21 protein-coding genes are annotated in these 26,285 nt (G+C 63.0%); 16 read left to right on the forward strand and 5 right to left on the reverse strand.

The window, feature by feature from the left end; genetic code table 11:
- Nucleotides 1–176: 176 nt before the first annotated feature.
- From ACXAEH_RS20295 to ACXAEH_RS20305, 3 genes are read left to right on the forward strand one after another with little or no spacing between them, the layout of a single operon-like run.
- A complete protein-coding gene (locus ACXAEH_RS20295) occupies nt 177–1,973 on the forward strand; it encodes an acyclic terpene utilization AtuA family protein (RefSeq protein WP_475035403.1) in 1,797 nt (598 codons plus the stop codon).
- Entirely contained in the window at nt 1,960–3,576 is a 1,617-nt protein-coding gene (locus ACXAEH_RS20300; protein ID WP_475035404.1) for an acyl-CoA carboxylase subunit beta, read from the forward strand. Before ACXAEH_RS20295 ends, ACXAEH_RS20300 begins: the two co-directional genes overlap by 14 nt.
- A gap of 11 nt (nt 3,577–3,587) precedes the next feature.
- Entirely contained in the window at nt 3,588–5,567 is a 1,980-nt protein-coding gene (locus tag ACXAEH_RS20305) for an acetyl/propionyl/methylcrotonyl-CoA carboxylase subunit alpha (RefSeq protein ID WP_475035406.1), read from the forward strand.
- Nucleotides 5,568–5,732: 165 nt separating this feature from the next.
- On the opposite strand, the gene ACXAEH_RS20310 is transcribed toward ACXAEH_RS20305, so the two are convergent.
- A complete protein-coding gene (locus ACXAEH_RS20310) occupies nt 5,733–6,269 on the reverse strand; it encodes a GNAT family N-acetyltransferase (RefSeq protein WP_475035408.1) in 537 nt (178 codons plus the stop codon).
- Between the two features lie 143 nt (nt 6,270–6,412).
- Here ACXAEH_RS20310 and ACXAEH_RS20315 point away from each other — a divergent pair, with 143 nt between their 5' ends.
- Nucleotides 6,413–8,038, forward strand: coding sequence for a sulfatase-like hydrolase/transferase (locus ACXAEH_RS20315; protein WP_475035409.1), 1,626 nt, complete (start codon nt 6,413–6,415; stop codon nt 8,036–8,038).
- A gap of 129 nt (nt 8,039–8,167) precedes the next feature.
- Nucleotides 8,168–8,818, forward strand: coding sequence for a GntR family transcriptional regulator (locus ACXAEH_RS20320; protein ID WP_475035411.1), 651 nt, complete (start codon nt 8,168–8,170; stop codon nt 8,816–8,818).
- Between the two features lie 64 nt (nt 8,819–8,882).
- On the opposite strand, the gene ACXAEH_RS20325 is transcribed toward ACXAEH_RS20320, so the two are convergent.
- Nucleotides 8,883–9,593 (reverse strand): type 1 glutamine amidotransferase, encoded by a 711-nt coding sequence (locus ACXAEH_RS20325; RefSeq protein ID WP_475035413.1) that lies wholly within the window; start codon nt 9,591–9,593, stop codon nt 8,883–8,885.
- 81 nt (nt 9,594–9,674) lie between these two features.
- Between ACXAEH_RS20325 and ACXAEH_RS20330 the strand changes: the two genes are divergently transcribed.
- The 3 genes from ACXAEH_RS20330 (at nt 9,675) to ACXAEH_RS20340 (ending at nt 12,676) form a co-directional block, all read left to right on the forward strand.
- Entirely contained in the window at nt 9,675–10,934 is a 1,260-nt protein-coding gene (locus ACXAEH_RS20330) for a cytochrome P450 (protein WP_475035415.1), read from the forward strand.
- A 121-nt stretch (nt 10,935–11,055) separates the two neighbouring features.
- The gene (locus tag ACXAEH_RS20335) at nt 11,056–12,345 is read left to right on the forward strand and encodes a type I glutamate--ammonia ligase (protein ID WP_475035417.1); all 1,290 of its coding nucleotides are present in this window, start codon (nt 11,056–11,058) and stop codon (nt 12,343–12,345) included.
- A 19-nt stretch (nt 12,346–12,364) separates the two neighbouring features.
- On the forward strand, nt 12,365–12,676 hold the full coding sequence (locus ACXAEH_RS20340) for a 2Fe-2S iron-sulfur cluster-binding protein (protein WP_475035419.1): 312 nt from the start codon (nt 12,365–12,367) through the stop codon (nt 12,674–12,676).
- 191 nt (nt 12,677–12,867) lie between these two features.
- Here the strand turns inward: ACXAEH_RS20340 and ACXAEH_RS20345 are convergent, their stop codons facing one another.
- Both ACXAEH_RS20345 and ACXAEH_RS20350 read right to left on the reverse strand, forming a co-directional pair.
- Nucleotides 12,868–14,223: an aminotransferase class III-fold pyridoxal phosphate-dependent enzyme gene (locus tag ACXAEH_RS20345; protein ID WP_475035420.1), complete on the reverse strand. Its 1,356-nt coding sequence runs from the start codon at nt 14,221–14,223 to the stop codon at nt 12,868–12,870.
- Nucleotides 14,224–14,268: 45 nt separating this feature from the next.
- Nucleotides 14,269–15,048, reverse strand: a complete 780-nt coding sequence (locus ACXAEH_RS20350; protein ID WP_475035422.1) for an IclR family transcriptional regulator — start codon at nt 15,046–15,048, stop codon at nt 14,269–14,271.
- 161 nt (nt 15,049–15,209) lie between these two features.
- On the opposite strand from ACXAEH_RS20350, the gene ACXAEH_RS20355 reads away from it, so the two are divergent.
- The 6 genes from ACXAEH_RS20355 (at nt 15,210) to ACXAEH_RS20380 (ending at nt 23,401) form a co-directional block, all read left to right on the forward strand.
- Entirely contained in the window at nt 15,210–16,157 is a 948-nt protein-coding gene (locus tag ACXAEH_RS20355; protein WP_475035423.1) for a tripartite tricarboxylate transporter substrate-binding protein, read from the forward strand.
- A 70-nt stretch (nt 16,158–16,227) separates the two neighbouring features.
- Nucleotides 16,228–16,758 (forward strand): tripartite tricarboxylate transporter TctB family protein, encoded by a 531-nt coding sequence (locus ACXAEH_RS20360; protein WP_475035425.1) that lies wholly within the window; start codon nt 16,228–16,230, stop codon nt 16,756–16,758.
- 9 nt (nt 16,759–16,767) lie between these two features.
- Nucleotides 16,768–18,387 carry a tripartite tricarboxylate transporter permease gene (locus ACXAEH_RS20365; RefSeq protein ID WP_475035427.1) on the forward strand — a complete coding sequence of 540 codons (1,620 nt, stop codon included), beginning with the start codon at nt 16,768–16,770 and terminating at the stop codon, nt 18,385–18,387.
- 5 nt (nt 18,388–18,392) lie between these two features.
- A complete protein-coding gene (locus ACXAEH_RS20370; protein WP_475035633.1) occupies nt 18,393–19,736 on the forward strand; it encodes an aldehyde dehydrogenase family protein in 1,344 nt (447 codons plus the stop codon).
- A gap of 103 nt (nt 19,737–19,839) precedes the next feature.
- On the forward strand, nt 19,840–21,072 hold the full coding sequence (locus ACXAEH_RS20375) for a Tm-1-like ATP-binding domain-containing protein (RefSeq protein ID WP_475035429.1): 1,233 nt from the start codon (nt 19,840–19,842) through the stop codon (nt 21,070–21,072).
- 238 nt (nt 21,073–21,310) lie between these two features.
- Nucleotides 21,311–23,401 (forward strand): 3-hydroxyacyl-CoA dehydrogenase NAD-binding domain-containing protein, encoded by a 2,091-nt coding sequence (locus ACXAEH_RS20380; protein WP_475035430.1) that lies wholly within the window; start codon nt 21,311–21,313, stop codon nt 23,399–23,401.
- Nucleotides 23,402–23,589: 188 nt separating this feature from the next.
- On the opposite strand, the gene rpe is transcribed toward ACXAEH_RS20380, so the two are convergent.
- Nucleotides 23,590–24,279, reverse strand: a complete 690-nt coding sequence (rpe, locus tag ACXAEH_RS20385; RefSeq protein ID WP_475035431.1) for a ribulose-phosphate 3-epimerase — start codon at nt 24,277–24,279, stop codon at nt 23,590–23,592.
- Between the two features lie 207 nt (nt 24,280–24,486).
- On the opposite strand from rpe, the gene phnC reads away from it, so the two are divergent.
- Nucleotides 24,487–25,305: a phosphonate ABC transporter ATP-binding protein gene (gene phnC / locus ACXAEH_RS20390; RefSeq protein ID WP_475035433.1), complete on the forward strand. Its 819-nt coding sequence runs from the start codon at nt 24,487–24,489 to the stop codon at nt 25,303–25,305.
- A gap of 64 nt (nt 25,306–25,369) precedes the next feature.
- Nucleotides 25,370–26,272, forward strand: a complete 903-nt coding sequence (gene phnD / locus ACXAEH_RS20395) for a phosphonate ABC transporter substrate-binding protein (RefSeq protein WP_475035434.1) — start codon at nt 25,370–25,372, stop codon at nt 26,270–26,272.
- The last annotated feature ends 13 nt before the right edge of the window (nt 26,273–26,285 follow it).

Genomic DNA, 26,285 nt, shown 5'->3' on the forward strand with positions numbered 1-26,285 from the left:
GAGGCTAGGAAAAACTTGTAACGTATCTGGCGGGCCGACGCTGCGTCCTGCAGAAGCCAACGCCGGGTCAGCGTTGCCGCGCCAGCAGTGCTGGCGGCACGATTGGCTGCAGAACGCGCCAATCCGGGGAGTTGGCATATATTCATATGAGGGGGCGGCAGCCGGAAGGAGGAGCGATGGCCGAAGTCCTGCGCATAGGCGGAGCCGCTGGTTTCTGGGGGGATGCCACCCTGGCCACGCCGCAGCTGCTGGCGGCGGGCGGGCTGGATTTCCTTGTCTTCGACTATCTGGCGGAGATCACCATGGCGGTCCTGGCCCGTGCGCGGGCCAAGGATCCGCAGTCGGGCTATGCCACTGACTTTGTGACCGGAGCGATGGTGCCGAACCTGGCAGAGTTCGCCGGGCAGGGGGTGCGGGTGGTTTCTAACGCCGGGGGCGTGAATCCGCAGGCCTGCGCCGATGCGCTGCAGCGGGAGATCGCCGCGCAGGGGCTGCCGCTAAAAGTGGCGGTGGTGGAGGGCGACGGCCTGCTGGACCGCGCAGAGGAACTGGCGGGTCTGGCGGCCGGGGACATGTTTACCGGCGCGCCCTTTCCGCCGGCGGAGAAGATCGCCAGCATCAATGCCTATCTCGGCGCCTTTCCCATTGCTGCGGCGCTGGACCGGGGCGCGGATATTGTCATCACCGGCCGCTGCGTGGACAGCGCGGTGACGCTGGGCGCCTGCATCCACCACTTTGGCTGGAGCGCGGCGGATCTGGATCAGCTGGCGGGCGGCAGCCTGGCGGGCCACATCCTGGAGTGCGGGCCGCAGGCCACCGGCGGCAACTTTACCGACTGGCAGGACGTGGCGCCAGGGATGGCCTTGATCGGTTATCCCATTGCAGAGATCCGTGCTGATGGGTCCTTTGACGTGGTTAAACCCCCGGGCACCGGCGGCAAGGTCTCGCGCGGGACAGTGGCGGAGCAACTGCTTTATGAGACCGGCGACCCGCAGGCCTATCTTTTGCCGGATGTGGTCTGCGATGTCTCCGGAGTGACGCTGGAGGAAGCCGGGCCGGACCGCGTGCGTGTCTCGGGCGCCCGCGGGATGGGTGTGCCTGAGAGCTATAAGGTCTGCATCACCTGGGCGGATGGCTACCGCGCGGGTCATTATTTTACGTTCTACGGGCTGGACGCCGAAGAGAAAGCGCAGGCCTTTGCCGATGCAGCGCTGGACCGGGCGCGGGCTGGGTTGGCTGGCTTGGGGGCACCGGACTTCACAGAGGCAAGTGTCGAACTGATAGGCGCCGAGAGTCAGTTCGGCGCCTTGCGTCAGAGCGGGCTGTCGCGCGAAGTGGCGGCCAAGATTGCGGTGCGCCACTCCGATGTCCGGGCGGTCAGGCTGTTCCTGCAGGAAGCGGTTGGGCTGGGGCTGTCGGCGCCGCCGGGGCTTAGCGGATTTGCGGGTGCCCGGCCCAAACCGTCGCCGGTTCTGGCGCTGCACTCCTGCCTGCTTCCCAAGGCGCAGGTGGGGGTAATTGTGCGGGACAGCGCGGGAGAGGCTGCGGTTGAACCCGCGGGCAGTGTGCCTGTCTGCAACCTGGAACCGCCTGCGCCCCCTGCTTTGCCGCCGGCAAAGGAGCTGGTTGAGGTGCCGCTGAACCGTCTCGCCTGGGCGCGCAGCGGCGACAAGGGGGATATCGCCAATATCGGGGTGATCGCCCGCCAGCCCGCGTTCATGCCCTGGATCTGGGCCGCGCTGGATGAGGCGCACCTGCGCCGGGTGTTCGGGCATTTCTGGGACGGGCGGTTCGAGCGGTTCTTCCTGCCGGGCAGCTTGTCGATGAACATCCTTTTGCACGGCGCGCTGGGCGGCGGCGGCACCTCGTCTTTGCGCAATGATCCGCAGGCCAAGGGCTATGCGCAACTTCTGCTGGCAGCGCCTGTGAAAGCGGATGCAGACGTGATTGGGGAGAGTGATGCGCGTCTTTGAAACCAGAATCACCGCCACCAGCGAAACCTTCGCGCAAAACCGCAAGGATATGCTGGCCCTGGTGGACAGAATGCGCGCCTTGGAGGCCCGCGCCGCCGCCAAGTCCGAGGAGCGCCGCCCGGTCTTTGACAAGCGTGGGCAGCTGTCGCCGCGGGAGCGGGTTTCTGCCTTGCTGGACCCGGGCATGCCGTTTCTCGAGCTGTTTAATATGGCTTCCTATCTGGTTGATGATCCGGATCCAAAGACGTCAGTGCCGGGCGCCTCGATCATTTTGGGCATCGGCTATGCCGAGGGCGTACGGGTGATGGTCTTTGCCGATGATGCGGGGATCAATGCCGGTGCGATGACGCAGAAGTCAGTGGACAAGGCGCTGGGGGCGCTGGCCATTGCAGAGAAGCAGAAACTGCCCTTTGTCCATCTGGTGGAAAGCGCCGGCGCCGACCTGATGCGCTATACGGTGGAGCTTTGGGCACATGGCGGCGGCATGTTTGCGGGGCTGGCCCGGCTGTCGGCCGCAGGCATTCCGGTGATCACCGTGCTGCATGGCGCCTCGACCGCGGGCGGTGCCTACCAGCCGGGGCTGTCGGACTATGTGATCGGCGTCAAGGGAAACGGCATGGCGATGCTGGCGGGGGCTGCGCTGGTGCAGGCGGCTACGGGCGAGGCGGCGCAGGACGCAGATCTTGGAAGCGCAGAGATGCACGCCCGGACCACGGGGCTGGTTGAGTATCTGGCCGAGGATGACGCGCATGGGATCGAGCTGGCCCGCGAGGTGGTGGCCGGTCTGGGCTGGCCAGCCTGCGCGCCGCCTTTGGAGGAGTACCAGGTGCCGGCCCTGAAGGCGGATGAAATCGCCGGTTTGGTGCCTGTGGACTACCGCAGGCCTTATGACATGCGGGAAGTGGCAGCGCGGATTGCGGATGGCTCGAAGCTGCGGGAATTCAAGCCTGCCTTCGGGCCTGCCACGGTTTGCCTGCAGGCGCGGATCATGGGGCAGGCCGTGGCGATCCTCGGCAACAACGGCCCGCTGGATCCGGATGGCGCCGCCAAGGCCGCGCATTTCCTGCAGGCGATGGATCAGGCAGGCACACCGGTTGTGTTCCTGAACAACACCACGGGCTACATGGTCGGCACCGCATCCGAGCAGGCAGGGATGATCAAGCATGGCGCCAAGATGATCCAGGCGGTGACCAATATCCGGGTGCCGAAGATCTCGATCTACACCGGGGCCAGTTTCGGCGCCGGGAATTACGGCATGTGCGGGTATGCCTTTGGTGCCGATTTCCTGTTCACCTGGCCCAATGCCGTGACCGGGGTAATGGGAGGCAGGCAGGCGGCGCTGACGATGGCGCAGGTGGCCCGGCGCGCTGCTGAACGCAGGGGGGCGGAGGCGGATGAGGCCCGGCTGGCGGCCCAGGGCAAGAAGATTGCCGCGCATTTCGACGGGCAATCGGATGCATTCTATACCTCGGGCCGGGTGCTCGACATGGGAATGATCGACCCGCGCGATACGCGCAAGGTGATCGGTTTCTGCCTGCAGACCTGCCGGGAGGCCCGGGCGCGGCAGCTCAACCCGAACAGCTTTGGTGTCGCACGGATCTGAAGGGAACAGCTATGGGCAGCTTTGAAACGATCCTGGTGGCCAACCGCGGTGAAATCGCTCTGCGGGTGATGCGCACGGTGCAGGCGATGGGGCTGCGATGCGTTGCGGTCTATACCGATGCGGATGCCGCCAGCCCGCATGTGGATTTTGCAGACCGTTCGGTGCGGATCGGCGAAGGGCCGGCGGAAGAAAGTTACTTGTCGATTGGGAAACTGATCCAGGCCGCGCAGGAGGCGGGCGCCGGCGCAGTGCACCCGGGGTATGGTTTCCTGTCCGAAAATGCTGAGTTCGCCCGCGCCTGCATCAAGGCAGGGCTGGTTTTTATTGGCCCGGACCCGGATACGATTGCCCTGATGGGCAACAAGGCTGCTGCCAAGCGGAAGATGATCGAGGCAGGTGTGCCTTGCGTGCCGGGTTATGAGGGTGGGGAGCAATCAGCCGATGTGCTGGCAGCGCAAGCGGCCCGGATCGGGTATCCTGTGATGATCAAGGCGGCAGAGGGCGGCGGCGGCAAGGGAATGCGGCTGGTGCAGCGCGCCGCGGATTTCACCGCCGCGCTGGAGCTGGCACGCAGCGAGGCACGGGCCGCCTTTGGCTCGGACGAGGTGATCCTGGAGCGCGCGCTGCTGAGGCCGCGCCATGTGGAAGTGCAGGTCTTTGGCGATGCCCATGGCACGGTGATCCATCTGGGCGAGCGGGATTGCTCGGTGCAGCGCCGGCATCAGAAAGTGGTGGAGGAGGCGCCAAGCCCGGCAGTGGATGCTGGTCTGCGGACCCGGTTGGGGGCTGCGGCGGTGGCAGCGGCCAAGGCCATTGGCTACCGGGGGGCAGGTACGGTCGAGTTCCTGCTGGAGCAGGACGGGCAGTTCAGCTTTCTGGAAATGAACACCCGATTGCAGGTGGAGCATCCGGTGACCGAGATGATCACTGGGCTGGACCTGGTGGAGATGCAGATCCGCGTGGCCCGCGATGAGCCATTGGGAGTGTCGCAAGCCGATGTGCAGCTGTCCGGTCACGCCATCGAAGCCCGGATTTATGCCGAGGATCCGGCACAGGGCTTTTTGCCCCAGGCGGGACGGGTGGAGCAGTGGCGGCCGCCGTCAGGCGCAGGTGTCCGGGTGGACAGCGGGTTTGCAGCCGGCCAGGAAATTCCGCCGCACTACGACCCGCTGCTGGCCAAGGTGATTGCCTGCGGCCGCACCCGGGATGAGGCCCGGCAGCGCCTGGCTGCTGCGTTGCAGGGCTGTGTGCTGTTCGGACCGGCCTGCAACCGGGACTTCCTGCTGCAGGTTTTGGCGCATCCGGAATTCGCCGCCGGCAGGACGGCCACGGATTTCATACCCCGGAACTTCCCGGACGGGCCGGCGGAGTCCCTGTTCAGCCGCGGCATCGCGCTGGGCACGGCGCTTTTGTTCCGGGCGCTCCAGCAGCGCTATGCGGCCCGGGCGGGCGGCACGGCCCGTGAAATGCTTGGCTGGTCGAACCAGGGCAGGCTGGCGGCACGGTTTTGCCTTTCCTGGAGTGATGAAGCTGCCGTTGCAATTGTGACCAGCAAGGGGGCGGCATTGATGGTTTCCATCGCGGGTGCCCGGCATGTGATAACGGGAGAAGGGGCTGGCCTGAGAGTGGACGGAGAGCTGGCGCAGCTCACGGCGTGGCAGTTGAAGGATGACAGGCTTTATGCCGCTGCCGGTGCGCACCTGTTTGGCTTGACCATCGTGCCGCCCGGTTCCGCGGCAGAGGCGGCAGATCACCCGGGCAGGATCACGGCCCCCATGCATGGCAGCCTGATGGAAATCAGCGTGACAGAAGGCGCTGAGGTCGCCGCGGGCAGCCGGCTGGCGGTGCTGGAAGCGATGAAGATGCAGCATGAAATCCGGGCAGATGCTGCGGGCCGTGTCGTCAGGGTCGCGGCGCAGGCCGGCACCCAGGTCCAGGCGGGGGATCTGCTGGTGGAGATTGAAGCCCCGTCTCAGGACACGCCGGACTGATGCCGCCAAGCGCTCCCGCCCGTCGCCGGTGCATTGGAAATGCCCCGCTTCCGTTGGGCCTGGCGCCGCGCACAGCGCGGCGCCAGGCCCAACGGACGGACGGCTTTCGCCAGAAAGGCTGACGGCGGGCGGGAGAGCTTGGTTCCTGGGTGCCCCGTATGCAGCTCATGCGCCGCAGCCGCAGTATTGGAGGATGTCGTTCGGGTAGCTGGCCTCTTGAATGCGGAAACTGGTGCGGCCTGCCTGCTCGAAGCCATTTCGGCGGTAAAAGGCAATGGCGCTCTTGTTCTGCGAATTGGTGGTGAGCCAGGGGGCGTCCCAGCCGTTTACCCGGCTTGCCTTCAGCCCGGCCTCCAGCAGGGTTCTGCCAATGCCCTTCCCGTGATGGCGGGGCTGGACATAAAGCGTCGAGATTTCCGTTTGCGACGCACCGCCTGCGGGGTGCGGTTTGCCGTGCGTGATGCGGATATAGCCGTCGATGCCGGTCACGTTTTGCGAAACCAGCACGCGCTCCGACGGGTCATTCAGTACGGCGGCAAAATGTTCGGGTGTACAGCGGCTGAGCACATAGCCGGCGAAAAAGCCGCTGACCCCCTCCTGCAGATAGGTGCCCAGCCAAACCTCGATGGACAAAGCGGCGAGACTGGAGCAGTCCTTGCTTTCGGCGGAGCGGATGGTGGCTGATGAGACGGTTTCGGGCATGATGGCAACTGATCTAATGAAAATGCAGAGCGCTATAATTCGGCCACTGCTGCGGGGCGGTCAAGAAAACCGCCTCGCCAAAATTGCTTCACTTGTTTATTATTGCGGATATGCCAGGAAAGAGCGCTGAGCGGGAGAAGCCAATGAACATTCTCTACATCATGTTCGACCAGCTGCGGTTCGATTACCTTAGCTGCGCGGGCCACCCGCATCTGCACACGCCGCATATAGATGCGCTGGCCGCCAAGGGCGTGCGCTTCACCCGCGCCTATGTGCAATCGCCCACTTGCGGCTCTTCGCGGATGTCGAGCTACACCGGCCGTTACCCGTCCAGCCACGGGGTGCAGTTCAACAGTTACCCATTGCGGGTGGGCGAGTGGACCATGGGCGATCACTTGCGCAAGGCCGGAATGGGCTGCCACCTGATCGGAAAGACCCATATGGTGGCGGATGCCGGCGGTATGCAGCGGCTCGGCCTGGCACCGGACAGCGTGATTGGCGTGCGCCAGTCGGAATGCGGTTTTGACCCTTTTGTACGCGACGACGGGCTGTGGGCAGAGGGGCCGGACGGATTCTATGACCAGAAACGCAGCCCTTATAATGAGTACCTGAAGGAAAAGGGCTACCCGGGGGAGAACCCGTGGAACGATTTTGCCAACGCCGGAGTGGAGGGCAATGACGTCGCCTCTGGCTGGTTCATGGTCAATGCGGACAAACCGGCAAACATCGCCGAGGAAGACAGCGAAACCCCTTGGCTGACCAGCCAGGCAATGGAGTTCATCGCGCAGGCCGAAGGCCCGTGGTGCGCGCACCTCAGCTATATCAAGCCGCATTGGCCCTATATCGTGCCGGCCCCCTATCACGATATGTACGGGCCGGAGCATGTGCTGCCGGTGGTGCGCTCGGATGCGGAACGTGAGGACGCGCATCCTGTTTTTGATGGCATGATGAACAATCAAATCGGCAAGACCTTCAGCCGCGAAGAGGTGCGGGAGAAGGTCATTCCCGCCTATATGGGGCTGATTAAACAGGCGGATGACCAGATGGGGCGGCTGTTTTCCTGGCTCGAGGAAACCGGCCGGATGCAGGACACGATGATCGTGGTGACCTCTGATCATGGCGACTACCTAGGTGATCACTGGCTGGGCGAGAAAAACCTGTTCCATGAGCCATCAATCAAGGTGCCGCTGATCATCTATGATCCGCGTGCGGAGGCTGACGCCGCCCGCGGCATCACCTGTGATGAGCTGGTGGAGGCGATCGACCTGCTGCCGACCTTCCTTGAGGCGGCCGGCGGTGAGCCGGCGCCGCATATCCTGGAAGGACGCTCGCTGATGCCCTTCCTGCGCGGCGAAAACCCGGAGTGGCGGGACTATGCCATTGCCGAATTCGACTATTCAACCATGCCGCTTTGCGAAAAGCTTGGGCTGGAGCCGAAAGATGCGCGCCTCTTCATGGTGACGGACAAGCGGTGGAAGTTCATGCACGCTGAGGGCGGGCTGCGTCCGATGCTGTTTGACCTGGAGAATGACCCGGACGAGCTGGTGGATCTCGCTAAGGGCACTGCGCATCAGGAGGTCATTGACCTGATGTATGACCGGTTGTTGAAATGGGGGCTGCGGATGTCGCAGCGGATCACGCTTTCCGACACCCAGATCAAAGCGCGCCGCGGAAAGTCCGGGCGCAAAGGCATCCTGCTAGGGGTCTATGAGGCGGATGAGGTGGCGCCGGAGCTGACCGAAAAGTACTGCGGGCCGGTGCCGCGCTAAGGCGTCCAGCTCTTCTTCTTTGGCAAATACTCCGGGGGAGCCCGTGAGGGCGGGGCAGCGCCCCCAGCGCGCGTTGCCAAGCAGAGAAGAGGCGCATAAATTGGCCCCAAACGCATCAAAGGCGGCGCAATGGCAGGGCAGACGGAACAGGTTCTGAACGCAATCCTTCAGGATATCGAGGCAGGACGTCTGGTGCCTGGCGCGCCGCTGGAGGAAAGCGAGCTGGTGGAGCGCCATGGGGTGTCCCGCACACCAGTGCGCGAGGCCTTTATCCAGTTGGAAGCCATTGGCCTCATCAAACGGCTGCCGCGCAAAGGGGCGGTGCTGTTCAAGCCGACGCTGGAGGAGTTCCTGGCCATTCTGGAGGTCCATGCCCGGCTGGAAGGGCAGGCGGCGGCGCTGGCGGCCCGGAGGTTGTCTCCGGCGCAGGCAGAGGAGCTGGAGGCCGTGGTTGCCGCCTGTGAAAAACATGCGGCGGAGAAAGGCGACGGTGATCCTGCGGGCTACTACCAGCTGAACCTGCGGTTTCACGCCTGCGTGGCCGAAGGCTCCGGCAACCCGTTTCTGGTCGAGTTGATCAAGACCAACGCGCGCAAGCTGATGGCCTATTACCGGGCGCGCTACCGCTACCCGGGCGCCATTGCGCAGTCGGCCAGGGAGCACCGGGAGATTGCGGAACTGATCCTTGCCCATGACCGGGAGGAGGCAGAGGCCGCGATGATCGCGCATGTGCAGTTTGACCAGGTCACCGTCATGGATCTGCTGGCAGCTTTGGGGTGAACCGGAGCCTTTCGGCTCCGGGCCTTCGGCGAGAGTATTTTGGACCAGAAAGAAGCCGGGGCGGTCAGGGGTTGGCGGCCTGTTCGAAGAAAGCTGCCAGGCTTTCGGCAAATTCTGTTTGGTCGGAGCGTTCCGCAAGGCTTTCCACAGCGCGGGTAAAGGCGCCGGGGCCAAGCGTGTCCTTCATTTCTTCGGTCAGCGCGGTGATAAAGCCGTGCGTCATTTCCGGATGATGCTGAATGGTGAAGATGTGCCTGCCCAGGGTGCAGCCCGAATTCATGCCGTTGCTTTCTGTGAGCGGGGCTGCATCTGGTGGCAGGCGGCTGACGTATTCACAATGTGAGCCATAGAGTTTTAATTCTTCTGGCAGACCGGCGGCCCAGTCCGGGCGGGCCAGCAAGCGGTTGCGGGTCAACCCGTGCACCCAGCCGCCGGGGTTGTGATCCAAGCTGCCGCCAAGTGCCATTGCGATGGCCTGGTGGCCGAAACAGGCGCCGAAAAGCGGGAATTGCCTGGCGTGGGCAGTGCGGACCAGCTCCAGCAATTGTGTGATCCAAGGCGCGCCGGAGCGGACCGAGGCCGGGCTGCCGGTGATCATCGCGCCATCAAATTGAAACAGATCCTGCGGGAATACACCGTCCTTCACGGAGAAGACGGATGTGCGCCAGCCCGGTCGCACCAGCAGCATCAGATCAGTGAATTTCTCACCGTCCTTGGGGTGGCTTTGGGCAAAGCCGCTTTCGTCTGTGTTGGTCATCAGGATGGCCAAGTGCATGAGAAGGCTCGCAAGATTTTCATTTACATATTTATGATGCTCATTAATATACATTAAGTAAGCAAGTTAGGGAAGCCCGCAATGACAGTTTGGACCCCCAGTGACGACGGCTATGCGGATCTCAGCAGCCATGACGCATTCGCCAGTGGCGCACCGCACAACACCTTCGCCCGGCTGCGGCGGGAAGATCCGCTGCATTGGACCGAATACGAAGGCGGCAAAAACTTCTGGTCGGTGACCCGCTATGAAGACATCACCGTGATGAACAAGAACACCGAGGTGTTCTCTTCTGCCAGAGGCATCCGGATGGAGGATCAGTCCTACGAGGAGTACCTGGCGCGGCGCACCTTTCAGGAGACCGACCCGCCGGAGCATTCCAAGGTACGGATGAAGCTGCTGAAGGCTTTCTCGAAAACCACGATGGCACAGTATGAGCAGGACATCCGCGGCCTTTGCGCGGACATTCTGGATCAGGCGCTGGCCAAGGGCGAGTTTGACGCCACCAAGGAAATCGCCCGCCAGCTGCCGATGCGGATGCTGGGGCGGGTGGTTGGGTTGCCGGAGGCGGATCTGCCTTGGCTGGTGGAGAAGGGCGATGCACTGATTGCCAATACCGACCCGGATTTCACTTCCCATGTGCTCGACAAGATGCAGACGGATGAGTTCCGGATGATGCCGTTCAATTCGCCTGCCGGGGCGGAGCTGTATGTGTATGCCAAGGAACTGATGGAGGAGAAGGCGCGCAAAGGGGATACCTCGGGCGTGCTGAACCTGATCCTGGAACCGGCCAAGGATGGCTCGGTCATCACGGAGACCGAGTTCCGCAACTTTTTCTGCCTGCTGGTGGCGGCGGGCAATGACACCACGCGTTATTCGATTGCCGCGGGCATCCAGGCGATGTGCCACCAGCCCGAGCTGCTGGCGCAGATGCAGGAAGGCGGCGCGGTTTGGGAGACGGCAGCGGATGAGATCATTCGCTGGGCGACGCCGGCGCTCTACTTCCGCCGCACCGCGACGCGGGATGTGGAAATGCATGGCAAGACCATCCGCGAAGGCGACAAGGTGCTGTACTGGTTCTCTTCCGCCAACCGGGATGAGGGCTATTTCGACGATCCATTTCACGTAAATCTTCACCGCAGCCCGAACCGGCATCTGTCCTTCGGCCAATTCGGTCCGCATGTGTGCCTGGGTATGTGGCTGGCGCGGCTGGAGGTCACGGTGCTGTTTCAGGAGCTGGCCAAGCGGATCAAGAGCATTGAGGCGGCGGGGCCGCATAAGTTTCTGCGCTCGAACTTTGTCGGCGGCATCAAGCAGCTGCCGGTGCGGGTGCAAGCGGCGTGAACTCGATGTCTTCGCAGGAAAAACTCCGCAATAACCGCTAAATATGTTAAGTAATAAAGCACGGGAAACAATGCCGACGACAGTCCAACGATGGCTGTCCCACAGGGAAGGACCCAGAGCCATGAAGACCCGCCTGCGCGCGATGTTCTGCGATCACCTCAGCATCATGCGGGGGAAGTACTTGCCAAATTCCAAGATCGGCGATGACTCGACAAGGTTCTGCCGGTCGGTCTTTGGCACCCACTATGACCGGGATCTGCTGGACGCGCCGGGCTCGATGGTGAAGCAGGGCCTGCCGGATATGGAGCTGAAATGGCTGCATGATGATATCCGTGACAGCTGGCATGCATCGACCCAGGTGGTTCTGGGCGATCTTTACGACGACGAAGGGCGCCCGCTGCCCTTGTGCCCGCGCGGTGCTCTGAAACGGGCCGTTGCGGACTGGCAAAAGCACGGGCTGACGCCGAAAGTCGGGATCGAGCTGGAGGCCTTTGCCTTGCAAGCAGACGACCGCGGGCGGCTGATGCCTTATGATGCGCCCGGCGGGGTTGTGTACGGCACCGGCCCCTTTGCCGATCCGTTGCGGTTCAATGACCGGATTTGGGCGATGGCGGATGACATGGGCTTTTCGCTCGACATGATCACGGCGGAGTTCGATAGCCCGCAGTTCGAATACACGCTGACCTTTGATGACGCCGTGAAGGCGGTGGATGACATCGTGCTGTTCCGCCTGATGGCGCGGGAGGTGGCGCTGGAATATGGCATTGTCCTGACCTTCATGCCCAAGCCGGTAGCCGAGGCAGGCGGCTCGGGCATGCATATCAATTTTTCCTTTGCGGATGAGGCGGGGGGCAACGCGCTGTCCTCGGGGCCGCGGGGCGGGCCGGAGCATATGAACGATCTTGCACGCGGCTGCCTGGCGGGGCTGCTGCACCACCACAAGGGGCTGGCGGGGCTGATTGCGCCAACCGCCAACAGCTACATGCGGCTGCAGCCGGGGTCGTTGTCGGGCTACTGGCAGAACTGGGGCGGCGACCATCGCAATGTGACCACGCGGATCAGTTCGGAAGGCGGTGCCAAGGCGCGGCTGGAACACCGGATGGCGGATGCCTCCTCCAACCCTTACACCACGGTTGCGGCTGTCTTGCAGGCTGCACGCCTTGGGGTAGAAAACGGCCGCCAGTTGCCGCCGATGGAGACTGGCGACGGGTTTGACCGCACCGATGCCCGCGAGGGCACGGCAATAGACTTGAAGGGGGCTGTGGCTGATCTGGAGAAGGACACGGTTCTGGCGGAGGCGGTTGGGCCGGAGTTGGTCGCCAACCACGTCTTCATGAAACGCAAGGAAGTGCGCAAGACCCGGGACCTGGAAGGCGACGGCATGCGCGATTTCTACGTGCATTTCATCTGATCATCTGCGGAGAAAACCGATGCAAGTCACCTGGAAGCTGCCGGGCGGAGGGGCCGTCACGGCAACAGTGGACTATGGCCAAAGCCTGATGGAAGCGGCGCTGGCACATGATGTGCCCGGTGTGGTGGGCGAGTGCGGCGGCTGTCTCGCCTGTGCCACCTGCCATGTCTATGTGGATCCGGAGTGGGCGGCGAAATGCGGTGCGGCTGGAGAGTTCGAAGATGCGATGCTGGATCTGGCAGAGGCGCGGCGGAAAACCAGCCGCCTCAGCTGCCAGATTGAGGCGCATCCGGATCTGGACGGGCTGGTGCTGGAAGTGCCGGAGGCCTGACACGGAACATCAGAAGAGCTTGATGCAACAGGCGCGGCTGCGGCAGCTGCGCCTGTTTCCGTATTACGCTACCGCGCCGCGTCAGCGGCGCTACTGAGGCCGCGGGCCCGAAGCAAAGCTTCGGGCCCGCCATGGCATCTGGTGGCGCCCGGACCTGGCGGCCCGGGCGCGGATTGCGTTTTCGGCAGACGTCAGCTCACCGCCGCACAGCCTGCGTCCAGAGCGGAGAGGATGGTGGCCGCGTCTGCCTCGCTCAGCACCAGCGGCGGGGAGAGGATGATGTTGGGGCCGCTGACACGGACCATGGCGCCAGCCTCATAAGCAACCTCCTGCAGCTTGCCGATGGTCTTTTTGTCAACCGGGGCCTTGGTGGCGCGGTCTGAGACCAGCTCCAGTGCGCTCATCAGCCCATGGCCGCCGCGCACGTCGCCGATCAGCGCGTATTTCTGCTGCAGGTCCAGCAGGCCCTGGTGGATCTGAGTGCCCCGGGCAGCGGCGTTCTCCGGCACATTCAGTTTCAGCGTTTCTTCCAGGCAAGCCAGTGCCGCAGCCGCGCCGACAGGGTGGCCGGAATAGGTGTAGCCGTGGCCGATGGCCGCCTTGCCGCTGGTGTCCTTCTCAAAGGTCTCGGTCAGGTGATCCGCGATCATCACCGCCCCGAAGGGGAAATAGCCATTGGTGATTGCCTTGGCGGTTGCCATCATGTCCGGCTGCACGCCCCAATGGCGCGAACCGCTCCAGGAGCCAGTGCGGCCGAAGGCAGTGATCACCTCGTCAGCGATTAGCAGGATATCGTTTTTCGAGCAAATCTCCCGCACGCCGGGCATGAAGCTCTTGTGCGGCGGGATCACACCGCCTGCACCCAGGATCGGCTCCATGATGAAAGCCGCGATAGTGCCTGCACCCTGGAATGCGATTTCGTCCTCCAGCGCTTGCAGGCAAAGCTGGGCCAGGCGCTCCGGATCGCTCTCGTTGAAGGGGTTGCGGTAGGTGTAGGGCGCCGGGATCTGGAAGCAGCCGGGCAGGAGCGGTTCGTATTGGGTGCGGAAATTGGCGTTGCCGTTCACTGAGGCGCCGCCCATGTGGGTGCCGTGGTAGCCTTTTTTGAGGCTCAGGAATTTGGTGCGGCCTTCTGCGCCGCGGATCTTGTGGTACTGGCGCGCCAGCCGCAGCGCGGTTTCGACGGAATCTGAACCTCCGGAGGTGAAGAAGGCTCGGGTCAGACCATCGGGTGCGAAGAACTTGCGCATTTCCTCGGCCAGCTGGATCACCTGATCATTGGTGGTGCCGCGGAAGGTAGAATAATAGGGCAGCACATCAAGCTGCGCGGCGATGGCGTCTTTCACCGGCTGGCAGGAAAAGCCCAGGTTCACGTTCCACAGGCCCCCGACCGCGTCGACCACCTCACGCCCGTCCACGTCTGTTATCTTCACCCCCTGTGCAGAGGTGATGATAGCAGGCGGATTGGCCAGGCTGTCGCCGGGGTGCGCCATTGGATGCCAAAGGGATTTGGCATTGTGCTCTTTCAGGAAGTTGGAGTCTTTCATGGGGTCAGCTCCTGGATGCGGCCCCGCTGGGCCGGAGAGGGGAAGTCAGGCGGTGCTGTTCTGCGGATAGTCCGCGGGGGCAGAGCCGCCGATGCGATGGGTGAGGGTGGCGCCCGCTCGGCGTAGGGCGGCCGGGATCAGCTGTTTCTGTTCCGGGGTCATGCGTGACACCGGTGCCGCCACGGCCAGCGCGCCGATCACTTGGCGATCGGGGCCGAAAACCGGCACCGCGTGGGAGTGCACATCGGCTTCAAAGCCGCCAACCGACTGTGCCATTCCGGTTTCGCGCACCTCAGCGATCTGAGTGCGGATCTGTAGCGGGTCAGTGATGGTTTTAGCGGTATGGATCTGCAGCGGCTGGGCCAGCGCTTCGTCGACAAATCCGGGGTCGGCATAGGCGAGCACGGCAAGCCCGGAACTGGTGCCGTGGTAGGTCAGCACCTCGGCGTCCTCCATCATCACCTTGGTGGCGTGGCGCGGCGAATAGGCGTGAGACAAGGAGTTCAGCTGGCTGCCCTGCAAGAGAGACAGATGGGTGGTTTCGCCGGTCTCATCGCTGAGGTCGCGCAGCACCCGGCGCGAGACTGAGAGGATCGGTACTGCCGCCTCGCGCAGCGCTGCCAAGCGCAGAACCTGCGGGCCAAGGCGGTACATCCGGTCGCCATCGGTCTGTTCGACAAAGCCCAATTCCTGCAATTCGGTCATCAGCCGGTACACGGTTGCCTTGTTCAAGCCGGACAGGCGCGTGAGGTCGCTCAACCCGATTCCGGTCCTGCCGTGGTTGAAATATGTCAGTAATGACAAGGCTTTGGATACAGTTCCCATGCGCTTGCCTGTGCTCCCTATGTCGTCCTTGCAGGTGGTCGTATTCGAAAAAGCTGCACCCGTTATGCAATTTTCTTGACAGATAACGGGATAGGCTGTCAATCTAAATTCAAACCAATGGTTCAAATAATGAACCGTATGATAAAACTGGGAGGAAAGCCATGAAACTCAAAACCCTCATGAAAGGCGCAACCGCAGCGGCGGTGCTGGGGCTGAGCGCGATTGCTGCGCAGGCTGAATATCCGGAAAAACCGGTAAACTTTATCGTGCCCTGGCCGCCGGGTGATTTGGAAGACGTGCTGACCCGGATGATCGCCGAGGATTTCCAGAACGAATACGGCGTCGCGGCGGCGGTGGTGAATAAGCCGGGCGGCGGCGGCGGGCCGTTCCCAGGAGCCATCGAAGTGGCAAATGCGCCGAGCGACGGCTACACTATCGGCTCTTTCGTGATCGGTGTCCCGGTGATGGGGCATCAGATCGACATTCCGCCGCTGACGCCGGAAAAGTTCGACCCGCTGGGGATTTTCCTGACCTATCCCTTTGTGATCGCTGCCTCAGGCGATGCACCCTACAGCACGATGGAAGAGCTGGCGGCCTATGCCAGGGAAAACGACGTGGCGCTGGGCCATTTCGGCGATGTGCTGACGCCGACCCAGGTGACCAAGGCCTACGCCAAGAACGCCGGGTTCGAATGGGGTTCGGACGCGGCCTTTGACGCGCTGGACTGCAACACGCTGGCCTCCGGCGATGCGGATGTGATCAATACCACGCTGCAGCTGGTGCTGCCCTGCCTGGATCAGGTCAAGGTGCTGGTCTCCATCACTGACGAGCGTATTCCGCTGGCCCCTGATGCGCCGACCATCGGCGAGTTGGACGAGAGCCTGAACATCGCCCTGTGGAACGGGCTGTTCGTAACCAAGGACACACCGCAGGACGTGCGCGATAAGATCATTGCGGTGGCTGAGAAAACCGTGATGAGCGAGCGTGCCCAGAACGTTGCCAAGGAAACCGGCGCGCTGGTTTACTGGCAGCGCGCGGATGACAGTGCCGCCCGCGTAGCCAATGATATCGGCACCATGGCCCGAATCGGCGGCCTGCTGTCTGAGTAATCCTCCCCCTGCACTGGGGCCTTGACGGGCCCCGGTGCCCATTCCTTCGCGCGGATAAAGAACTCCTCAGATGCCTTCGGAACGTGAACACCGCTTTGCCGGGCCCCGGCGCGGGCAGCTGGTCTTTGCCTTGATCCTGTTGGGCGCGGCGCTGCTGCTGCTGGCCGTGATCAGTGACCAGACCACTTGGGTCAAGAAGACCAAGCTGTTTGCCCAGCCCCGGTTCTGGCCTGCCGTCGCCATTGGCGGCATGGTGCTGATGGGCGGCCTGCATCTCTACAAACTGCCCTGGCGGCGGGTCAGCCGCTATGACCTGTGGGAAGTGAAGCGCTGGGGGCAGGTGTTTGAATATGCAGGCTGGTTCATGGGCTACGTCTTGCTGGTGCCCATTATCGGCTACTTGCCTGTGACGATGGCTTTCGTACCGCTGCTGTGCTGGCGGATGGGCTACCGCAGCCGCTTCATGCTGTGGGCAGGTGTTGCCTTTGCCATCATTGTCGTGGTGCTGTTCAAGGGGTTCCTGTCGGTCAAGATCCCGGGTGCGCTGGTCTATGAGTATCTGCCCGGTGCCTTGCGCAGTTTCTTCATTCTCTACCTCTGAGCCCCTCCCATGGATCTGATCCTCTCTGCAATTGACATCCTGATGCGCTGGGACGTGGCGCTGGCACTGCTGGCGGGCTCGGTCGGCGGTGTGCTGATCGGCGCTATCCCTGGCGTCGGCCCCGCTGTTGCCATCGCAATTCTGCTGCCGGCAACCTTCTCGATGGATCCGATTGTCGGCCTCACCGTGCTTCTGGGGATCTACGGATCGTCCATGTACGGCGGCTCGATCCCGGCGATCCTGATCAACACACCCGGCACTGCGGTCAATGCGCTCACCACCTATGACGGCTATCCGATGACCGCGCGGGGAGAGCCGCGCCGCGCCTTGAGCCTTGCTTACTCCGCCAGTTTCTTCGGCGGCATCTTCTCGGTCATCTGCCTGATCCTGTTTGCGCCGGTGCTGGCCAAAGTCGCGCCGATGTTCGGCTCGCGCGAGATCTTCCTGGCGGCGCTTCTGGGCTTGATCCTGGTGGTTGTCGCCCATCGAGGGCAAGCGCTGATTGCCGGGGCCTTGGCCTGTTTCGGGATTTTCCTGCAAACCATCGGGCTGGAGCCGGTGAAATACACTCAGCGCTACACCTTCGGGCAGGATTTCCTGGGCGGCGGCATCAACCTGATCGTGGTGGTGCTGGGCCTGTTTGCCATTTCCCAGGCCTTTGTCCTGCTGACGGACGAGGACGAGAAAGTCCGCCTGACCCGCCTGCGCGGCGGCATGTTCCAAGGCCTGCGCGAGCTGGCGCGCCATCCGCGCGTGGCCGGCGTCTCAGCCAGTTTCGGCGTGCTGATGGGGATGGTGCCCGGCGTCGGCGAGTTCACCGCTCAGTTCATGTCCTACACCTATGCGCAGAAGACCTCGAAACGGCCGCAGGACTTTGGCAACGGCTCCTCCGAAGGGCTGATCGCAGCAGAAACCGCCAACAACGCTGTGCCGGCCGCCGCCATGGTGCCGCTGCTGGCGCTCGGCATCCCGGGCGAGGCGCTGACGGCGATGATGCTCTCTGTCTTCTACGTGCATAACGTGGTGCCGGGGCCAGGGCTGTTCCAGAACGACATGGATTTTGTCGTGGCGCTGTACCTGGCGCTGCTGGTGCTGAATGTCTTGGTCCTTGTCTTCCTGCTCTTTGCTACCAAGTCGCTGATCCAGGTGGTGCGCATCCCCAACCGCTTCCTCGGCGTCTGTATCCTGACGCTCAGCTTCGTGGGGGTCTACTCCTTGCGCAACTCCGCCACCGACTGCGTGATGGCGGCGGCCTTCGGCATCCTGGGTTACGTGCTGAAACGCCTGTCGCTGCCTTCGGTGCCGATCATCCTCGGGATGGTTCTGGGCGGCATCATGGAGGTGAAGCTGCGCGCGGGCATGGCACGGGTGAAGGAGCCCTTCGATTTCATCGACCGCCCGGTGGCGTTCATCTTGTTTCTACTCATCATCATCGTTCTGGCGGTCCACATCCTGCGGGTGCTGAAGGACCGGAAAGAACTGAAGGAGGCCGAATGGCAGACCAACCGCTCATCGACAAGCTTCGGCAGCTTGATGTGGCGCCGCAGAAACTCTTTCTTGAAGGATCACGGAAAGAAGGTTCGGGCCAGACACTCGAAGTTGCTTCGCCGGTTGACGGATCTGTTCTGACAACGCTGGCAGGCGCCTCTGCAGCAGATGTCGAAAACGCTGTCGCTTCGGCGCGGCGGGCGTTTGAGGACCGCCGCTGGGCGGGACAGAGCCCCGCCGCACGCAAACAAGTGCTGCACAGGATTGCCGACAGGATCGAGACCGAAGCGGTGGAACTGGCGGTGCTGGGCGTGCGCGACAACGGCACCGAATTCAACATGGCGCTGAAGGCCGAGCCGGGATCGGCGGCGGGCACCTTCCGTTACTATGCCGAGGCGCTGGACAAGGTGGCCGGAGAGGTCGCGCCAACCGCACCGGATGTGCTGGGGCTGGTTCACCGGATGCCGGTGGGGGTGGTGGGCGCCATCGTGCCCTGGAACTTCCCGCTGATGATCGGCGCCTGGAAGCTGGCGCCGGCACTGGCGATGGGCAACTCTGTGGTGCTGAAACCGGCTGAGACCGCTTCGCTTTCTTTGCTCAGGCTGGCTGAGATCTGCACGGAATGCGGGCTGCCGGACGGGGTGCTGAACGTGGTGACGGGCTCCGGCGCGGAAACAGGTGCGGCATTGGCGGCCTCGATGGGTGTGGATGTGCTGGCTTTTACCGGCTCCGGCGCCACGGGCCGCAAACTGCTGGAAGCCTCGGCGCGTTCTAACCTCAAGCGCTGCTATCTGGAACTGGGCGGCAAGTCTCCGAACATCGTCTTTGCGGATGCACCGGATCTGGCCAAAGCTGCTAAAGTGTCGGCTGCAGGTATTTTCCGCAATTCGGGCCAGGTCTGCGTCGCAGGCTCGCGGCTTTTGGTCGAGGCCTCCATTCACGACGAATTTGTCGAGATGCTGAAGGCCGAGACCGAGGCATTGCGGGTTGGCGATCCGTTGGATCTGGGCACGCAGGTTGGCGCGGTGAATTCCGAAACCCAGCTGCGCCAGAACCTGTCTTTCATGGACATTGCGCGGGCTGAGGGCGGGCAGGTGATTTCGGGCGGCACGCGCATTCTGGAAGAGACTGGCGGCACCTATATGGCGCCGGCCATCGTCACCCGTGTGGCCCGCGATCACGCACTGTTCCAGCGCGAGGTCTTCGGGCCGGTGCTGGCAGTGACCAGTTTCGAGACCGAGGAAGAAGCGCAGAGCCTAGCCAACGCTACCGACTATGGCCTCGCCGCAGGAGTGTGGACCGCAAATCTGTCCCGCGCGCACCGGATGGTGGCGGGCATCCGCGCGGGCGTTGTGCATGTGAACACCTATGGCGGTTCAGACAATACTGTACCGCTGGGCGGCGTCGGCCAGTCCGGCAACGGGCATGACAAATCGCTTCATGCGCTGGATAAATACACCGACCTGAAGACCGCTTGGATCCAGCTCTAAGGCAGATTTTGCGAGGCAAAACCTGCGGCCTCCGGCGGGAGTATTTGGGGAAAGATGAAAGGGCTTTTGTGCTTCAGGGCGCAGGCCGCAGGGAGAACGGGACATGACGAGCAAGACCATTCTGGTTGCCGGAACCTATGACACCAAGGACGATGAGCTGGGATATCTGGCAGAGGTGATCCGCGGACAGGGCGGCGGGGTGCTGACCATGGATGTGAGCGTGCTGGGGGATCCCAGCCAGCCGACGGATGTCAGCAAGCACGAGGTGGCTGAGGCCGGTGGCAGTTCGATCCAGGCGGCGATCGGCACCGGTGACGAGAATACTGCCATGCAGATCATGGGAGCTGGCGCCGCGGCCAAGGCGCTGGAGCTGTACCGGGAGGGGCGCATTGATGGAGTGATTGTGCTGGGCGGCACCATGGGCACCGACTTGGCGCTGGACATGTGCGCGGCACTTCCGGTGGGGGTGCCCAAGTACATTGTCTCAACCGTTGCGTTTTCGCCGCTGATGCCGCCGGAGCGTATGCCGGCCGATGTGCAGATGATCCTTTGGGCAGGCGGGCTTTACGGTCTGAATTCGATCTGCAAAGCCTCGCTCAGCCAAGCCGCCGGTGCGGTTCTGGGGGCCGTCCGTGCCGTGGAGCCGCCTAAAAGAGACCGGCCTTTAATCGGCATGACCTCCTTCGGGAAAACAGTTCTGCGTTATATGGTGACGCTGAAACCTGCCTTGGAGGACCGCGGGTTTGAGGTTGCCGTGTTCCACGCCACTGGCATGGGTGGGCGGGCGTTCGAAAGCCTGGCTGCGGAGGGCGCCTTTGCTGCGGTGATGGACTTTGCCCCCCAAGAGATTTCCAACCACCTGTTCGGAGGGCTGTCGGCGGGGGCGGACCGGATGACCAATGCCGGGAAATCCGGCACGCCGCAGCTGGTGGCGCCGGGCTGCTACGACCTGGTGGACTTTGTTGGCTGGCAAGAAACCCCTGCACAGTTGCAGGGGCGCGAGACCCATGCCCACAACCGGCTCCTCACCTCTGCCATGCTGCATGCGGGGGAACGGCGGCAGGTGGCGCAGGCCATTTGCGGCAAGCTCGCCCTTGCGACGGCGCCAGTTGCCCTGCTGCTGCCGGCAGGCGGCTGTAATGAATGGGACCGCCCCGGTGCTCCGCTGCATGATGCCGCGGGGCTGGAGACTTTCTGCTCGCAAATGCGCGCATCCTGCCCGGAGAATGCGGTGCTCCATGATCTGGAGTGTCACATCAATGATCAGGCTTTCACGGATAAGGTGTTGGAAATTCTCGATGAATGGGCCGCGCAGGGCGTGGTGCAGCCAGCCTGAGCGCAGCCCGGTTTGACTTGGGCCAATCATGCCGGGTTGTGGAGTTTCAAAAGTTCACTTTTCTACTTAAGTTTGTTACATCATGCCTGCGGGCTGGATGAAGCACCCCCGCGTCTGCCGACGCGGGGTTTGCCATTGCCTGCGAAATTTCTGGCTTGGCGTCTTGTTGCGCGCCGTGCCTAATCGAAAAGGGGACGGGCACAGGCCAAACGGCCCCCGGAAGAGAGAGGATAACCGGATGAGTGAAGCCATTGCATATGAACGGGTAGGAGAGATCGCCGTTCTGAAGGCACAGAACCCGCCCGTGAACGCGCTGGGGATCGACGTGCGCAGGGGGCTTCTCACCGGGATCGAGCGCGCTGAAAGCGAAGGTGCCCGGGCGGTGCTGATCTATGGCGAGGGCAGGACCTATTTTGCGGGCGCCGATATCCGCGAGTTTGGCAAGCCGCCGCAGGAGCCCTATCTGCCTGGGCTGTGCGGCCGGATCGAAGCGTCGCCTCTGATCGTGGTCTCTGCCATGCACGGTACTGCCTTGGGGGGCGGGCTGGAGGTGGCCTTGGCCTCGCATTACCGGATAGCGGTGCCATCGGCGAAAATGGGGCTGCCCGAGGTGAACCTGGGTATCCTGCCTGGAGCGGGCGGGACCCAGCGGCTGCCGCGGCTTGCGGGAACTGAAGCGGCGCTGGAGATGATCACCAGCGGCCGTCATTTTTCCGCTGCTGAGGCGCTGGAGAAAGGCATCATTGACCGGATCGCCGAGGGTGAACCGCGCGACATCGGCCTGGCCTATGTGCAGGAGCTGCTGGAACAAGGCGTTTCGCGCCGGGCGGTGGCGGAGATGCCTGCACCGGAGGCCGTGGATTTCGACGCCGTTTATGAGGCGACGCTGAAGAAAGGCCGGGGCCAGATGTCCCCGGCCGCCGCCGTGCGGGCGGTGCAGGCGGCAGTGGAAGCGGAGAGTTTCGAGGCAGGTCTCAGGCGCGAGCGCGAACTCTTCATGGAGCTGATGGAGTTGGATCAGCGGCAGGGGCTGATCCATGCGTTCTTCTCGGAACGCGCGGTCAGCAAGCTGCCGGAACTGGAAAGCGCCGCGCCCCGTGAGGTTGCCGCAATGGGGGTGATCGGCGGCGGCACCATGGGGGCGGGCATCGCCACTGCGGCACTGCTGGCCGGGCTGCAGGTGGTGCTGGTCGAGATGACGGAAGAGGCGGCGGCTGCCGCCCGCGGCAGGATCGAGGGCAATCTGCAAGGTGCTCTGAACCGGGGCAAGGTCACTCAGGCGCAATATGATCAGCTGACCGGCGAGGCGCTTACCGTGGCCACAGATTATGCGGCGCTGGGGCAGGCGGATTTGGTGGTCGAGGCCGTGTTCGAAGACATGGAGGTGAAGCGCGAGGTCTTCGGCAAGCTGGACGCACATTGCAAGCCCGGTGCAGTGCTGGCGACCAATACCTCTTATCTGGATGTGGATGAGATCGCCGCGGCTACGTCGCGCCCTCAGGATGTGATCGGCCTGCATTTCTTTTCACCCGCGCATGTGATGAAGCTGCTGGAAGTGGTCGTGGCTAAGCGGACCGCGCCGGAGGTGCTGGCCACCGGATTCGCCCTTGGCAAGCGGTTGAAAAAGGTCGCGGTGCGCTCTGGTATCTGCGACGGGTTCATCGGCAACCGGATTATGAACGCCTACCGCAAGGCTGCGGAATATGTGGTGCTGGACGGGGCCTCGCCTTTTCAGGTGGATAAGGCGGTGACCGGTTTTGGCTTCCCGATGGGGCCCTTTGCGATGGGCGATCTGGCCGGGCTGGATATCAACTGGGCCGCCCGCAAACGCCGCGCGCCGGATCGCGATCCGCGGGAACGGGTGCCGCGGTTCTACGAGATGCTCTGTGAAGGCGGTGATTTCGGTCAGAAGACCGGCAGGGGCTTTTACGTCTACCAAGACGGCAAGCGCGGCGGCGTGCCCAACCCGCAAGTGGCGGAGCTGATCGCCATGGACCAGGAGCAGCAAGGAGTAACGCCGCGGGAGTTCTCGGATGCAGAAGTTCTGCGCCGCTACATGTGCGCCATGGTCAATGAGGCAGCCAAGGTGGTGGGCGAAGGAATTGCCCGGCGCCCGCTGGATGTCGATATGGTGATGCTGTTCGGCTATGGCTTCCCGCGCTTTTGGGGCGGTCCGCTGAAATGGGCCGACCTGCAGGGGCTTGAGGGCATCCTCGCGGATATCAAGGCCTATGCGTCAGAAGATGCGTTCTTCTGGCAGCCCGCGCCTTTGCTGGAGCAGCTGGCAGCAGATGGCAGGACTTTCGGCGATTTGAACAAGAGCGCCTGAGGCAGGGGCATGCGCCCTTCTGGCCCGTCGAGGGCCATCAGGGCGCGGCCCGGCTTAGCCGGGCTGATCGCAGAACGCTGGCCGTTTCACGAAGAAGCGCCGCGCAGAGCGCGGCGCCTGGCCCAACAAGAGCGGCGCATCTTTGATGTGCCAGGTGATTGGCGGGAGCGCCCCGGTTCAGATCCGAATCAGGTCCAGGTGCCTTCGGTGGCGGCACGGATCTTGCGGATGTTTCCGCCATAGACCTCGGGCTTGTCCACCGAACCGCCCTTGAACACCGCGGAGCCTGCGACCAGCACATCAGCGCCGGCTGCAGCAACCAGCGGTGCGGTAGAGGGATCGACGCCGCCGTCGATCTCGATATGCACTGGGCGGTCGCCGATCATCGAGCGCAGGCGGCGGATCTTGGCTGTCATGTCGATGAACTTCTGGCCGCCAAACCCCGGGTTTACGGTCATCACGCAGACAAGGTCGGTCAGGTCCAAAAGGTGCTCCACCGCTTCCGCCGGGGTGCCGGGGTTCAGCGCGACACCTGCCTTCATGCCGGCAGCCCGGATGGCCTGCAGGGTACGGTGGATATGCGGGCCTGCCTCGATATGGGCGGTCAGAACGTCGGCACCGGCATCGGCATAGGCCTCGATATAGGGATCGACTGGCGCAATCATCAGATGCACGTCCATCACTGTCTTCACATGCGGCCGGAACGCTTTCACCGCCTGCGGGCCAAAGGTGAGGTTTGGCACGAAATGCCCGTCCATCACATCCACATGCACCCAGTCGGCGCCCTGGGCTTCGATGGCCTGGATCTCCTGGCCGAAATTGGCGAAATCGGCGGAGAGGATCGAGGGCGCGATCTTGATCTTGCGGTCAAAGGACATCTGGCAGCTTCCTTCAGCAAAAGGGAATGAGGAGTTGGGATGCCATATAGACCCTGCTGCCCGGTCTGGACAGGGTGAATGTCACCCGGGTCTGCTTCGCGCACCCTAGGATTGCATTTGGCGCCGTTACAAAACTTTCACGGCGGTGACACACAGGGTTTGAGCAAGGCCGCTAGTCAGTTCCCGAGCCAAGAGGGAGCACCAGCCGTGCTGCGCATTGACAGACTGACCAAGAGGTTCGGCAATAAGACCGCAGTGGACGCGGCCACGCTGGACATCGACAAGCCCTGTATGATCGGCATCATCGGCCGTTCGGGCGCCGGTAAATCCACCCTGCTGCGGATGATCAACCGGCTGGAGAACGCTTCCGAGGGGCGGATCCTGTTTGCAGACTGCGACGTCACCCAGCTGAAGGGCAAGGACAGGCGCGCCTGGCAATCCGATTGCGCGATGATCTTCCAGCAGTTCAACCTGGTGCCGCGGATGGATGTGGTGTCCAACGTGCTGCACGGCACCTTGAACCGCCGCAACGTGATGGCCACGCTGTTCAATCTCTATCCGATGGAGGATATTCACAAGGCCATCGACATCCTCGACCGCCTTGGTATCGCAGAACACGCCGCCAAGCGCGCCGAAGCCCTGTCGGGCGGCCAGCAGCAGCGGGTGGCGATTGCCCGGGCGCTGATGCAGGATCCGAAAATCATCCTGGCGGATGAGCCGATTGCCTCGCTGGATCCGATGAACGCCCAGACCGTGATGGAAGCGCTGCGCCGCATCCACGAGGAAGACGGGCGCACCGTCATTGCAAACCTGCACACACTGGACACCGCGCGCCGCTATTGCGACCGGGTGGTCGGCATGCGCGACGGCCGTATCGTCTTTGACGGGCTGCCCGAGCAGCTGACCACCGGTGTGGCGCGCGAGATCTATGGCGCCGGAGAGGGGTTCTCCGAGGCGGCCACCTCGACCGAAATCGAAACGCTGGAGAAGGCACAGCCCCTGCGGGCCGCCATCCCTGCCGAGTGACCCCGAATTGCTTTCATCTTTCCGGAGAGCTGCTCTCCGGAAGACCAAACCGGAGAGACTTGAGATGAAAAAGCTGATTGCTGCAGCGCTGGCAACCACCGCGCTGACCGCCCCCGTTGCGGCCGAAGAAATCACGGAATTCCGCATCGGTATCCTGGGCGGCGAAAATGCCCAGGACCGGCTGAGCAAGCAGGAATGCCTGCGCGAACAGACCGAGGAGCTGCTGGGTGTCGAGACCAAACTGTTTGCCCCGGCTGACTACAACGGTGTGATCCAGGGCCTGTTGGGCGGCACCATCGATATGGCCTGGCTGGGCGCGTCCGGCTATGCCAAGACTTATCTGTCCGACCCCAAAGCGGTTGAACCGGTTCTGGTCAAGGTGAACACCGACGGCAGCTATGGCTATTATTCCATCGGCTTTGCCCGCAAGGACAGCGGCGTTGCATCGCTGGAAGACCTGAAAGGCAAGACCTTCGGCTTTGGCGATCCGAACTCCACCTCGGGCTACCTGATCCCGTCGATCGAAATTCCGCAGGTGACCGGCGCCACCATGGACTCCGGCGACTACTTTGGCGAGGTCAAGTTCACCGGCGGCCATGAGCAGGCAATCGTAGCAGTGGCCAACGGCGACGTGGATGGCGGCGTCAGCTGGGCCGATGGCCTGGGCGAGTGGGAAGATGGCTACAACTCGGGCGCCTTGCGCCGCGCGGTTGACGCAGGCCTGGTTGACATGAATGACATGGTCGAAATCTGGAAATCGGCTCCGATCCCGGAAGGCCCGTTTGTGCTGCGCACTGAGCTGCCCGAAGACGTGAAAGTCAAGATGACCGGCCTCTTGGCCTCGATGAATTCGATCGACCCGGATTGCATGTACAACGTGCTGGGCGGTGAATTGAAGGGCCTGATGCCGATCACCCACGACGCCTATGAAGTGATCATTGAAGCCCGCAAACTGAAATCCCAGTAATTTCAAACCAGCA

This window comes from Leisingera sp. ABM4_060 (assembly GCF_056158765.1).

Excerpts from the sequence above, each read along its gene's own strand:
- ACXAEH_RS20295 (WP_475035403.1), top strand. The coding sequence starts at position 177 with ATGGCCGAAGTCCTGCGCATAGGCGGAGCCGCTGGTTTCTGGGGGGAT.
- ACXAEH_RS20300 (WP_475035404.1), top strand. The coding sequence starts at position 1,960 with ATGCGCGTCTTTGAAACCAGAATCACCGCCACCAGCGAAACCTTCGCG.
- ACXAEH_RS20305 (WP_475035406.1), top strand. The coding sequence starts at position 3,588 with ATGGGCAGCTTTGAAACGATCCTGGTGGCCAACCGCGGTGAAATCGCT.
- ACXAEH_RS20310 (WP_475035408.1), bottom strand. The coding sequence starts at position 6,269 with ATGCCCGAAACCGTCTCATCAGCCACCATCCGCTCCGCCGAAAGCAAG.
- ACXAEH_RS20315 (WP_475035409.1), top strand. The coding sequence starts at position 6,413 with ATGAACATTCTCTACATCATGTTCGACCAGCTGCGGTTCGATTACCTT.
- ACXAEH_RS20320 (WP_475035411.1), top strand. The coding sequence starts at position 8,168 with ATGGCAGGGCAGACGGAACAGGTTCTGAACGCAATCCTTCAGGATATC.
- ACXAEH_RS20325 (WP_475035413.1), bottom strand. The coding sequence starts at position 9,593 with ATGCACTTGGCCATCCTGATGACCAACACAGACGAAAGCGGCTTTGCC.
- ACXAEH_RS20330 (WP_475035415.1), top strand. The coding sequence starts at position 9,675 with ATGACAGTTTGGACCCCCAGTGACGACGGCTATGCGGATCTCAGCAGC.
- ACXAEH_RS20335 (WP_475035417.1), top strand. The coding sequence starts at position 11,056 with ATGAAGACCCGCCTGCGCGCGATGTTCTGCGATCACCTCAGCATCATG.
- ACXAEH_RS20340 (WP_475035419.1), top strand. The coding sequence starts at position 12,365 with ATGCAAGTCACCTGGAAGCTGCCGGGCGGAGGGGCCGTCACGGCAACA.
- ACXAEH_RS20345 (WP_475035420.1), bottom strand. The coding sequence starts at position 14,223 with ATGAAAGACTCCAACTTCCTGAAAGAGCACAATGCCAAATCCCTTTGG.
- ACXAEH_RS20350 (WP_475035422.1), bottom strand. The coding sequence starts at position 15,048 with ATGGGAACTGTATCCAAAGCCTTGTCATTACTGACATATTTCAACCAC.
- ACXAEH_RS20355 (WP_475035423.1), top strand. The coding sequence starts at position 15,210 with ATGAAACTCAAAACCCTCATGAAAGGCGCAACCGCAGCGGCGGTGCTG.
- ACXAEH_RS20360 (WP_475035425.1), top strand. The coding sequence starts at position 16,228 with ATGCCTTCGGAACGTGAACACCGCTTTGCCGGGCCCCGGCGCGGGCAG.
- ACXAEH_RS20365 (WP_475035427.1), top strand. The coding sequence starts at position 16,768 with ATGGATCTGATCCTCTCTGCAATTGACATCCTGATGCGCTGGGACGTG.
- ACXAEH_RS20375 (WP_475035429.1), top strand. The coding sequence starts at position 19,840 with ATGACGAGCAAGACCATTCTGGTTGCCGGAACCTATGACACCAAGGAC.
- ACXAEH_RS20380 (WP_475035430.1), top strand. The coding sequence starts at position 21,311 with ATGAGTGAAGCCATTGCATATGAACGGGTAGGAGAGATCGCCGTTCTG.
- rpe (WP_475035431.1), bottom strand. The coding sequence starts at position 24,279 with ATGTCCTTTGACCGCAAGATCAAGATCGCGCCCTCGATCCTCTCCGCC.
- phnD (WP_475035434.1), top strand. The coding sequence starts at position 25,370 with ATGAAAAAGCTGATTGCTGCAGCGCTGGCAACCACCGCGCTGACCGCC.